The sequence below is a fragment of the Mesorhizobium sp. B2-7-1 genome, assembly GCF_006440735.1.
In the GTDB taxonomy this organism is placed as follows: domain Bacteria; phylum Pseudomonadota; class Alphaproteobacteria; order Rhizobiales; family Rhizobiaceae; genus Mesorhizobium.
The window spans coordinates 1-10,426 of sequence record NZ_VFUA01000161.1; the positions used below are offsets into that span (position 1 = coordinate 1).

The 10,426-nt window shown below is 56.3% G+C and carries 12 protein-coding genes; 4 read left to right on the plus strand and 8 right to left on the minus strand.

What is annotated here, in order from left to right; all coding sequences use genetic code 11:
• Positions 1–567: 567 nt before the first annotated feature.
• Positions 568–1,137, minus strand: a complete 570-nt coding sequence (locus tag FJ471_RS32855) for a hypothetical protein (RefSeq protein ID WP_140809807.1) — start codon at positions 1,135–1,137, stop codon at positions 568–570.
• Positions 1,138–1,182: 45 nt separating this feature from the next.
• Here FJ471_RS32855 and FJ471_RS32860 point away from each other — a divergent pair, with 45 nt between their 5' ends.
• The gene (locus tag FJ471_RS32860) at positions 1,183–1,455 is read left to right on the plus strand and encodes a hypothetical protein (RefSeq protein WP_140809809.1); all 273 of its coding nucleotides are present in this window, start codon (positions 1,183–1,185) and stop codon (positions 1,453–1,455) included.
• Between the two features lie 227 nt (positions 1,456–1,682).
• On the plus strand, positions 1,683–1,898 hold the full coding sequence (locus FJ471_RS32865) for a hypothetical protein (RefSeq protein WP_140809811.1): 216 nt from the start codon (positions 1,683–1,685) through the stop codon (positions 1,896–1,898).
• Between the two features lie 493 nt (positions 1,899–2,391).
• On the opposite strand, the gene FJ471_RS32870 is transcribed toward FJ471_RS32865, so the two are convergent.
• On the minus strand, positions 2,392–2,634 hold the full coding sequence (locus FJ471_RS32870; protein WP_140809813.1) for a hypothetical protein: 243 nt from the start codon (positions 2,632–2,634) through the stop codon (positions 2,392–2,394).
• Positions 2,635–2,712: 78 nt separating this feature from the next.
• Positions 2,713–3,084 carry a hypothetical protein gene (locus FJ471_RS32875; RefSeq protein WP_140809815.1) on the minus strand — a complete coding sequence of 124 codons (372 nt, stop codon included), beginning with the start codon at positions 3,082–3,084 and terminating at the stop codon, positions 2,713–2,715.
• Positions 3,085–3,192: 108 nt separating this feature from the next.
• Between FJ471_RS32875 and FJ471_RS35015 the strand changes: the two genes are divergently transcribed.
• Positions 3,193–3,336 carry a hypothetical protein gene (locus tag FJ471_RS35015; RefSeq protein WP_181179917.1) on the plus strand — a complete coding sequence of 48 codons (144 nt, stop codon included), beginning with the start codon at positions 3,193–3,195 and terminating at the stop codon, positions 3,334–3,336.
• A gap of 418 nt (positions 3,337–3,754) precedes the next feature.
• On the opposite strand, the gene FJ471_RS32880 is transcribed toward FJ471_RS35015, so the two are convergent.
• From FJ471_RS32880 to qatB, 5 genes are all read right to left on the minus strand, one after another.
• Positions 3,755–6,421: an AAA family ATPase gene (locus tag FJ471_RS32880; RefSeq protein WP_140809817.1), complete on the minus strand. Its 2,667-nt coding sequence runs from the start codon at positions 6,419–6,421 to the stop codon at positions 3,755–3,757.
• Complete coding sequence (locus FJ471_RS32885) at positions 6,408–7,190, minus strand: helix-turn-helix transcriptional regulator (protein ID WP_140809819.1); 783 nt, start codon at positions 7,188–7,190, stop codon at positions 6,408–6,410. Before FJ471_RS32885 ends, FJ471_RS32880 begins: the two co-directional genes overlap by 14 nt.
• Positions 7,191–7,450: 260 nt before the next feature.
• The gene (gene qatD / locus FJ471_RS32890; RefSeq protein WP_246684894.1) at positions 7,451–8,209 is read right to left on the minus strand and encodes a Qat anti-phage system TatD family nuclease QatD; all 759 of its coding nucleotides are present in this window, start codon (positions 8,207–8,209) and stop codon (positions 7,451–7,453) included.
• Entirely contained in the window at positions 8,206–9,570 is a 1,365-nt protein-coding gene (gene qatC / locus FJ471_RS32895) for a Qat anti-phage system QueC-like protein QatC (RefSeq protein WP_140809821.1), read from the minus strand. The genes qatD and qatC overlap by 4 nt, the downstream gene beginning before the upstream one ends.
• Positions 9,567–10,172 carry a Qat anti-phage system associated protein QatB gene (qatB, locus tag FJ471_RS32900; protein ID WP_140809823.1) on the minus strand — a complete coding sequence of 202 codons (606 nt, stop codon included), beginning with the start codon at positions 10,170–10,172 and terminating at the stop codon, positions 9,567–9,569. Before qatB ends, qatC begins: the two co-directional genes overlap by 4 nt.
• A 17-nt stretch (positions 10,173–10,189) precedes the next feature.
• Between qatB and FJ471_RS35120 the strand changes: the two genes are divergently transcribed.
• The coding region (locus FJ471_RS35120) for a hypothetical protein (protein ID WP_210242071.1) at positions 10,190–10,426 on the plus strand (237 nt) is incomplete at its 3' end.

The following is a 10,426-nucleotide window of genomic DNA, read 5'->3' on the forward strand; positions in this document are numbered from 1 at the left end:
GTCCAGAATGCGGCTGTTAACCGGTTGGTCGCTGGTTCGAATCCGGCCCGGGGAGCCAACATTTCCAAGGTGTGCAGGGTTTTCAGAATTGGCCGGAAAACGGCTGATCTACAGGATATCTACACAGCTCGGGTTCACTAGGCGCCGATCTACACGCGAGATCGCCCGAAGGAGAGAACCTATGGATCATGTTTTTGATGACCTGATCGGCTGCAGAGAACGCGGCCGATATGGGAATTGGCGCGAGGTTGCGAACGTCTTTGGCGATTCGCTTCGCCGGCACTTGGCGGACGGCATCGCGATAGGTGTGGGAATTGCGGTCGGGATCTAGCTGGGTTACTTGCAGCCAGAAGCAGGACACCCATTAATTCGGTGCCGGCTCGGCTGTCGGAGGAACACTCAATTCTGCTCGCTCGGCGGCGTTTCTACTGAAATTGCCGATACGCGTTCCTCACGATCTGCGACGCACCGGCGCCACGATGGTGACCAGCGAGCGCATCGGCATAGCTCGTTTTATCGTCTCCTAGGTGATCGCCGATTCCATGGACACCGGAGGCGGGTAGTGTCCTAATTTACCTCGACTAGAATATCCCAGCGATCTTCGTATCCTTGAACGGCCCTGAGAGGCATAAAGGCGTTGTCTCGCCAGCCGGCGGGCGCTTGAACATTCGCGGCAAGGTCGCGATTCCGAGCGATGAAGTATCTAACCGGCTTGCTGCTGCTTGCCTTCCCGATCAAAACATAGACAGTGACTTGATCGATCAACTCACCGACAAAGCTCGCCTTGCTCACATACCAGGGTGGGGAGCGAACGGTTTTCACTTGTGCCTTTCGCAAGGCTTGATCGTTGAATTTCCCGACCAACAGGTCATATCCCTTGGTGTTACGGTCGGCGAGTTGCGCATCAAACCCACGCCGTAACAATTCGCCCATGACAAAGTATTCTCCGGCATTCCCGCTAGGAATGCCGGAGCGGCGTTTCTTCTTCGGTGTGACGCTTTGATCTTCCATGCTCACTTTGACGTGCGGTCCATCAATTCTTCCGTTGAGCAAAGCCTGTCGCTTACGCTCGCTGCGGTAGCTGCCGCAAGGCGGCAGATTTTCGCCGTCTTGAATATCCGGCCGATCAATATACACCGATCGATGCGGTGCGGACGACTATCGTGGCGGAGCATAAAGCAAATGAAGTGGTGGCTGATATTGGTTGTAGTTGCCGGGTCGGTGGGCTCAGGGCTGGTTGCAGCATATAAATGGTGGAAAGCGAGCCAAGTTGAAGTTCGTCCCTTTGACGAATGGGGACGAGAAATTCCGACGTCAGACTCGTTCGCTTGGATCAATGCCGTTCGCGGCACCCTCGCGAAGTCTGGTGCCAAGAATAAGGAGGCGGCGATCTGGACCGCAGTGTCCGTGGCGCTCGCCGGCCTATCCTCCTTAGCGAACCTGCCTTCAAATTAGGACACTACCCGAAGGCGGCGCCGCGCGGTGACAGCCCAGAGCTATGATATCATCGACTATTTGCGGCAAAAGAGACGTGCGGTCGACGCATGGGCTGACCTGTTGTCGACGATAACTGGCGAACAAGGATGATTTTTCCTTTCACCGAAAGTTTCGGTTTGACACGCAAAAATATATAAACTATTGGCTCAATCTCCCGATTTTGCTGGAGAGGAGTCATAAAGAAAATGTCGATAACGAATGAGCTGCAATCGCTGGCCAAGCGGGTCCGCGAACTAGAGAAGCGCCATTCTGAGATGGTCACGATTATGAAGTCCGACAGTGGCAACCGTTTGAGCAATGCCGGAAGAGCTTTCGCCAGCGAGGGTGTCCGCCAAGGAATCGCGAAGAACCGGGTCGCTGCACTGCTTGACATTTCACCGAGCGCCATGTCCCGCTACTAAGGGTCCGGCAGGCCGGCGTCGAGCAAGGCGATGATAAGCGTCTGCCTGGTAGCCCTGCTGATCGCAGCACCTCCCCAGGTAAAGGCCCGGCCAAAGCCATTGAGCGCGATCCTGTACTGCGACTTGTGGGCCCCCTAATCGCTCCCACAAGCCAGCGTACAGCCACCAAATCGCGTTGTAATCGAGTATGGCATTGAGACCGAGGGCGGCCTTTCTCATCATCGCGCGTGGTGCGGGTTTAGGCGGAGCCTATCAATTGTCCGTCGACGGCAAGCTCTCGGAACTCAAATCGACCAGTGTCTTTTGACGCGGACGTTAACCGGGTTGTTCGCCTGTGTTCCAATTTGCCGCTGGCTCGGATCGCACATCCGTGAACTGATCAGGCCGCCCGTGATTGCTTGCTCGTTCGGGTTATTGAAGAACTCGACGATTTTCGCGTCAGGTGCAACTCTTGTGCATGAAGAGCGACAATTAGACCGCCGCCAGCGTGCGTTCACTCGGCCGTAAGAGGCCGCACCGGTCCGGTGGTGTTCCACTTGATGAACTCGATTTCCTTGCCAGTCACTTCCCGCACGGACTTTAACAGCGCCTCATGCAGGGTCCGCGTTGAACGATAATGCTCACAGTTAGGCGATATCAGCGGGCGGACTATGCTTCGGTGCAGCTCTGCTGCCGCAATGACGAAGCGTTCGATTTCAGCCTCTGAAAGCTGCTTGGATGGTTTGGTTCTGGCCATTTGGCGATCTCCGTTTTGAGAGGGTCGCCGCAACAGGAGGATTATATTCCTCATCATCGATAAAGTTGCGAGTCGTTTTTATCGCTCGCCGCCGGTCAGGATCAACCAGATCCCCGTTATGGCGCTGGCCCCGCCTACAAGAAAACCAACGACTAGGCGACCATACCTGGCAGCGGGTATTTGTTTGGTGGTCAAATAGTAAGCGCAGCCGAGCATCAGCAAGCCAAAGACGAGTACGCCCAGGCCGACAAGCCGGACCGGCGGCGGCGGTCTGTCCGCTTTTGCCCGCACTTCGGCGGCGATGTCAGCCAACCGAGGCGCCACGACTGGGTCGCAGCCTTTGGCTATAAGCAGATCAACCACCTGGTCGCGCGTCTGTTGTCGCAGAGCTAATGCCGCAACATGCAATAAAGGATGCTCGAACAAGTCTAGATCGTTCGTATACGCCATCCCTGCCCCCAGGAAACCGCCGCACCCTACATTAGCAACCCCTTGAGGACCAGTTGGAGAGCGCCAGAATCTTATTCTATGGCTGGGGAAATTAATATCGAGGATAGGGTGGCAATCATCGCCACAGCGGAAAAGCGGATCGATGATCGGATCATGCTGAAAATCCCGACGGCCAACTATCGGTATTCAGTCGTCGATCCCAAGGCCAAGCCAGGCCAAAACATCAGGCTTGAAGGTGAAGTCGAAGCCTGAACTCACAGTCCGCAGACTCGTGCACTCGATGGACTTTCCTGGTTTCGTCGCCATCGCCGCGATCTGCCAGGGACTCCTGATCCTCCCCGGCCGAATCGTGACAACAGTCTCGATATAATTTGGACGCGTCAAAGGTGAGATTTCGGCTCATATGAGGGAAAATGGCCACACAACGATTCTCAAGGGCAACGATGTCCTCGCCAAACCTAAAGAGATCGGCGCCATCTGGGCTAGGAAGCACGAGCCGGTGGCATCCTCAGCCTCGATCTGATCCCGGTCCAACTGAGCCAACGTCAAGGCGTCCTCTTCGTCCTATCGGTCGAACAGGCTGACGATGACGCTGCCCGCGATTAACCGAGGCACAAGCATGCGCCGCCTCCAAGGAGAGACGGCGCATCTACTTATAAAATAAGAAGTCTTAAGCGTGGCCCCTAACTGGCTTCGCCACTTTCTGGCGGTCAGCAATGTCTGATAGCCAGGTCTCCAGCTTAACGACCTCGGCGAGCAGATCGGCATGAGACACCGTTTCCGGATTCAATGTCTCTGAGGATGTATGCAGATCCTCGGAAAGGCGGCCCCGCGCGTTGGTAACGGTTGCCACATCGGCGTCAACGAGGATCGCGAGCTTATAAAGGCTGTTCCCTTTGATGGAGTTGTCGAACCTCCCAAGGACCGGGAATATGAAATCGGCGATGCCTTGATCCCATGACTCTCGTAGTTGCTCGATCAACCCCTTCGAAAATACCGTTCTACGAGCATCCGGCCACGCATCGAAATGCTGCTTCGCCTCTTTCAACTCCGAGCGCAGCGACTGACCAAGCTGCCATGCCGATTTTGCCTTCATAGGCAATTCGGCCTCGATAAAGCCGGGGCGATTTTGTTTGCGGCATACCGTCTGGTACGCAATCGGCAGTGCTTTCGTCTCCGCTTCCCGGCGCAACTCGAATAGAAAGGTAAGGTCGTGCGTGAACACGACGACCTGCCGATGGGCCGACTCCTCGACCAATCGTGCGGCAACGGCCTTGCGATGGATGTGGTCCAGCGATGACATTGGGTCGTCAAATACGATGCTGGAATACTGTTTTGAAGTCACCAGCTCTGCAAGGAAGGCAGCGAGCGCAACGCAGCGGTGCTCCCCCTCACTGAAAATATCACCGACAGGCTCGTCGGGCTTTTCGACGAGGACAACTTGAAAATATGAGACTGCGTTCGAGTCCTTGATTTTCTTAAGTTCGACCGGCATCCGCGCAAGTTTGAGCTTTTCAATCTCGCGGATGAATCGGCCGCGGAGAGCGGCCGTAACGATCTTGTCCGACAGCTCCTTGTTCTTGGTCGTAACCCCTCTTTTGGCAGTGTCTTTCAAAACAGTGTTTATAACCGCCGCTTCCTTCCGGCGCTCGATCTCGGCCTTAACGTCTGCCAGCAGCGGCTTCAGTTCCTCACGCGCTTTCAACTCACGGTGCTCATTCACGAGAAGCTTGTGCTGCGGACTATCTTGATCGGAGGAAAGCTGCGATGCGCGCGTCGCAAGAGCTACCGACGCTGCACCAAGCTCAGGCTTAAGATTTGGAGCTTCCTGTCCTGGCGCCGGCATTTCTCGCTTGAATGCACGGTGGCGCCACGCGGCGCGGATTCCGTTTTGACGCACCAATGCCGCCAGCGACGCGTTTCCGATCTCGGTTTCGATAAACGCAGCGAGCTGCCTGATTGCATGAGCGCTCATGCTCGATTTGGCAGAAGCGGCCAATGTTGGACGATATCCTCTGTCGGCAGCTTCTTCCTCCGCTTTCGTAGAGCCTTTCACAAAGCTCTCAAACGTGATGCGCCGCTCAATGGCGCTTTCATCGAGAGGTTGCTGGCACAAAACGCACAGCTCATCGTGTCCGTGTAGGTCTGGAAACGATTTGTCCGGATATGCCACCGTATCCGAATACTTTCGAGCCGCTTCCCACAGGTTGCGCCATACCGCTTCACCAACGTTGGGAAGCGGCGACGCTGCGAACAATGCGTCAGAGGCAAGCTTCGCAGAGGCAGCTTTTGCGTCCTTCTCCGCCTTCAAACGGTCGCGTGCTTGGAAAGCAGCTTGCGTCGTCGCCTCGCAAAGATTCCTGAGTGCCGTGGTCCCTTCGTCCAATCTAGTTTTTTGATTGAGAATGCGGGCGGCTGCCCGCTTCGGGTCTTGCGAAAGATCTGCCTCCAAGGCTGCCAGCCTTTGGATGTCGGCGTCGTTTAGCGAAGCCAGGATGTCCAATTGCGCGACATTGGACTTGGCAGATAGGCCCCGTACAAAAGTACCAGCAGCCGTTTCAGGATCAAGTTTCGTGGTTCTAATTGCCAAAGGTGTTTTAGCGGCAAGCTCCGTGAGCTTTGCGTCCAACTTTTCCTTGAGCTTATCGCAGGCTCCTGCCAGGGCCTCCAACACCTTCATCGGCAAGGGAATGTACGCAACCGCATTCGACTTCTCAACGTGAATGTTTGCGCTACGTGAATCGAAGATACTAACGGAAGGCAGTTCGGGATGACCCGGCGCATCCGGAGTCCAAGGGAAGGCATCCTCGACCGTCCCACGAGCGAAAACGATGTTTGCCGATTGCGGGGCGGCGGTCGTGGCCTCCACATCGCGCAGAATCTTCATTCCAAGATCGCGCGTTCGGCACGCATGTTTGAGAACGCGGACATAGCCCGATTTGCCAGACGCGTTGTCTCCGTAGATGACCGTGAGACCGGTTCCGGCGAACTCAAGCGTCTGTTCGGGCGCAAGGGCGTTGATGCCCGTTGGCTTCTCAATGCGCAAAATAGAAATAGGCAACCCGACCGTCGCTTGCGCGGACACATGCTGCTCGGAAAGCGCTTCATGCGATAAGGTGGGGTCCAGGCAAAGCTTGAAAAGCTCGTCTATGTCGCCGTCTGTTAGCGACGCCCCCTGCGCAAGGCGCCGGAGCGCGTCCTTTTGCCAGGCGGGACGGTCTGCCGACCAAACGAGTAGCTCGGCAAAGGCCTGATGCTCGCCGAACACAATATCCCCGCCCGTGTCGGACACTTTCTCAATCACCGCATCGTCGCTCGCGACGTTACTTTGCGGCATCGTCGCCCCCGGCATTCTTCGAACGCAAGTTCTTCCAGGACGGCAGCATGAAGGGCTGGCCGTTGTCGATGTTTACACGCAGCGTTTCCTCTCCGTACTCCCCTGGAGGCCCCAACGCGAGGACCAAACGGCCCTGATGAGTGCATGGCTCTCCTTCAGGTGCCAGCGTGTATCGTTCGGGCACCATTCTATAATACGAGGTTTCATACACCCAAACGTCATTACCCTTGAGCAACACCAAAAGCTGGCGAATGCGTCGGCGTATCGCGATCTCTTCAGTGGGAGCGATGTCTGCGAGGATGTCGCGCTTAGACCAAGTTAGATTGCCCAAGACTTGGAACAGCTCCTCAGCATATGCGCTGGTCTCTTCTGTCAATGTGGTTTCGATGACCGTTGACATATCATGAGACGAGACCGCCTTATTATAAAGCCGACCTTCGTCAGTGGTCGCTCTCGCGTAGTCCCAGTCGAACCTTGGTATCAGCTTGTCTTCGTCATCAAGCGGCGGCGACGGAGATGCAGGTGCCGCATTCACTGCGGCCACGATTGGCACTCCCGTAGAATAGATGATGGCTTCCCGGTGCACACCAAGCGCCTTTGCAAGCCGATCTACAGTAACCATCGGAATGGATGAATTCTCATTCTCGATCATGCGATACTTTCGATCGCTGACACCAACTTCGTTGGCCATCTCCTTTTGCGTGCTCAGCCTATTAAGATTCTCCCTGAGCTGCTTAATCACATTGCCTTTTGGGGTGAACTTTTTCATGTCATCCTCTTATCAGTGGAGGGAGCATAGCCGAGAATTATCGCAGGCCGGTAGGCAAACGATCGGCATCTGAGCGGCAACCAATAGGCAAATCACCTCAAATCTCAGAGTGCCCGACCTTTCAGGAACTCAATACAACGCGACTGTATTCACTTGTCCCAAGGTGCTCTCTTCGCCTCAGCTGACAGTGAGCACGGTGCCATCGCCTAGCCTCAAGCGAGGCAACTCTCGAAAGGGCGCCGCTCGATTCTTGGTGGTGCCTATGTCCTGGACACCAGCGCCGCGAGATTTTTCACAACGGTGCGACGCATATCATCCACCTCGTTTCCGAGCGTGGACGCGAGCAAGCGAACGACCTCGAGCACATCGCCCGGTCCAATAGGATGTCCCTCGATCTCGACAAACGGGCCATCGGTCTCTGTTAGCAACCGATCGGGCGGAAGCTTTTTTACCAGCGACACACCCCGATCTGATTTGAACATGGCCTGATTGATAGAGAAGTAGCAACCCAGCGACGCCGCGCGAGAAGCTTCGGCGGCTGAGCCGCTAAACCAATGAAGAACAACCTTTCCGGAGCCTCGAGGCAACAATTCTTCGACATGATCGAGAACCTTCGATGCAGTTCGGACGCTATGAACGGACAGAATCTTGTCGCGATGGCTGGCGCACGCGATCAAGATACGTCGAAATGCCTCCGTCTGGCGTTCAAACGTCCTGTAATGTTGAGGGCCTGCATCCAATCCAACCTCACCAACATACCGGGTTTCCGGCAAAAGCGCCTCGAATAGTGGCAGTTCGTTCCAACGTTCATGGACGAGTTGCGGATGCAGGCCGAGGCCGACACGGACAAACTCCGACTTGCTGGCGAGTTGAACATTCCGCCTGAACGCCTTCGGTGTCGTAGTCACCGCGAGCGTCGCGGTACGCGCGTCGTCGCACGTTCCTATGGCGTCAGCCAGATCGGGGTAGAGATCGAGGTGGCAATGAAAATCCACCATGCGCGGCGTAGAAATTGTCAAATGGGCTTCGCCTTAACGGGTGCGAGAAGCGAGCCAACTTCCTGCATGCCGCGAACAAAAACGTCAACATAGTCATCAACCTCCGCCGGTGCGTCATTGAGGGGACCTGGTATCCTTGCGAGTGCCTTCGCCGCACGGGGGTTGTTGCGGAGCCTTTCGATAACCAACTGAAACGACCTAACATGCTCACCCTCTGCTGCTGTGGTGTCGAGCGTATGCGACGTGAGGCTCGGCACGGCATACAGCGTGGTGTCAGGCCTGCCCAGACCGGCAAGAAGCGATGCGCGGCGAATAAGGCATGGGACGCAGGTTCCGCAATGCTGGGGTGCCAAGCCTTTGTATCGGGCCTTTGCAGGCGACGAGCACGACATTGAATGTTTAGCCAAGGTCTGAAGGAAAGGAAGATCGTGGCAACCTGCCACCATCTCCCCCTTGGTCTGATGACGAAACGGATTCACCAAGACGACCGACAGGCCCAGAGCACCGAGTAGCTCGTTCATTCGCGCCATGTAATAGGGGTGTGTCGTGCGCGTGCTGAGCGCCCCGAGACGAAGAGGGTCCAGTGGTACATTGAGCCCGATCAGACCGTTCTCAGGGACTGTTACCTCCGTTTTTCCGCCAAGGGCGGATGCCGCCAACACCGCCAGAGCGAAGAACAAGAACGAGCGGGCGCGAAGGCTGTTCTCGATCTCGCCGGTATCGGCATGATTCTTGTCGAAACCTAATCGCACCCGCAATGAACGGAATTCGTTCGCGCTGTATTTATGTTTCAGGACACCCAGCAGGGCGTTTTGCGCCTTACTGGTTTCGGAATCCCAGTAGTGGCTAACCAAGAGCGGCCTTCTGCCGTCCGCCAGAATATTGATCGTGCCAACAAGGCTATCCAAGCCTCCAGAGAACAGACAGATGTCGTCAAACTTCAGAAGTGCGAGACTTGTTGGCGGTTTGGCTATTTGCACGAAGCCTTTTGGACGTGGCCTGAAAAATACTCGCCAGTGATCTCCGGTCAAGAAGCGGAGGGTCCGGGACAATAATTCGGCCTGTGACGTCCAAAGAGAAGGGTCGGAAACCGGCACGACGATATCGATTTCGCGGGTCCAGCCGTCTTGCGCGTTGATGCTGCGGGAGACGCGCGTGTCGGCAGCGTTGATCATGGCCGCTACAAGAAGAAAGTCGATCGCGGTTTCGCTAGGTTGCCTACCGAGCCGCCGTAGCATCTCCAATGCATCGCCAATGCCATAGTCGAGCCGCTCAAACGCGGCGACGAACTGGATCATTACTGGCACTGCGTCTAATTGAACGACCGGCACGGGCGCCGTGTCGCCTGCACCCAAGCGACCGATGAAAACAAAGCGCCTCATGCCTGTTCTCCCAGCGTCTGAATTAGCTGAAACGATTGTTCGTAGATTGTCTGTACGAAGCGATCCACGTCCACACGCGGCATCGTCGCCAACGCTTGGCCTGAAGCGGTAAATCGGTCGCGAACCGTGCCTTGAATAAAGTCATGGAGGACACGTTGGATGGCCCGAACGGCCGTCACATCGCTTGGAAGCCTAATTGACTTACCGCCAAGCTCGCTAAAAAGTTTCGATTCAATCGAGCGGGAAATCGTTCCCAAGAAGAACGCTTCGAGAGCCTGCGGCGTGAGAGCATCGAAGGGCACATCCCCGGCCGCCCCCATTTCCGCCGCCGTCTCCAACATCGCATTTCGTGCAATGGCTTCGTCAATCGTACCGCCGTCGGGACATAGAACATCGGTCAGTGCGACGAAGACATCTGATGCCGCCGCACCCGCCAAGCTTTGCAGGTTGAACGTGCGAAGCGCTTCAGCGGCGCCTCGCTGGGCAACGTCACCGGCAAATTGCCCAATGCCCGTTGCGGTGCTGCGCGACGGTCCCATCGCGCGCGCCGCATTTCGAGATCCGCCAACGGCGCGAACATACTTGCCTGCCGCCCGGCGCATCCCACCCCCGCCACCAGATGAACGGGCCGATCTGGAAAAATCAGTTCGCGCGGGACCGAGAGAAACGCCGGCTGTTGCCGGAGGGAGGGACGGAAGTGGTGCAGACGGGTTTAACGATGGAGGAAGCGCCGGCCCAGGCGATGGCGCCGGCTGAACGTTTGGTGTCGATCCAGGCTGTGTTGGCGTGGACGGCGTTTGATTTGGAGCAGTATGGGGCGCCGGTTGAGGCGACGGGGCGTCCACCCAAGTTGGTG

Bases quoted from the DNA above. Each gene is read 5' to 3' on its own strand.
- FJ471_RS32860 (WP_140809809.1), top strand. From the start codon at position 1,183: ATGAAGTGGTGGCTGATATTGGTTGTAGTTGCCGGGTCGGTGGGCTCA.
- FJ471_RS32865 (WP_140809811.1), top strand. From the start codon at position 1,683: ATGTCGATAACGAATGAGCTGCAATCGCTGGCCAAGCGGGTCCGCGAA.
- FJ471_RS32870 (WP_140809813.1), bottom strand. From the start codon at position 2,634: ATGGCCAGAACCAAACCATCCAAGCAGCTTTCAGAGGCTGAAATCGAA.
- FJ471_RS32875 (WP_140809815.1), bottom strand. From the start codon at position 3,084: ATGGCGTATACGAACGATCTAGACTTGTTCGAGCATCCTTTATTGCAT.
- FJ471_RS32880 (WP_140809817.1), bottom strand. From the start codon at position 6,421: ATGCCGCAAAGTAACGTCGCGAGCGACGATGCGGTGATTGAGAAAGTG.
- FJ471_RS32885 (WP_140809819.1), bottom strand. From the start codon at position 7,190: ATGAAAAAGTTCACCCCAAAAGGCAATGTGATTAAGCAGCTCAGGGAG.
- qatC (WP_140809821.1), bottom strand. From the start codon at position 9,570: ATGAGGCGCTTTGTTTTCATCGGTCGCTTGGGTGCAGGCGACACGGCG.
- qatB (WP_140809823.1), bottom strand. From the start codon at position 10,172: ATGCGCCGGGCGGCAGGCAAGTATGTTCGCGCCGTTGGCGGATCTCGA.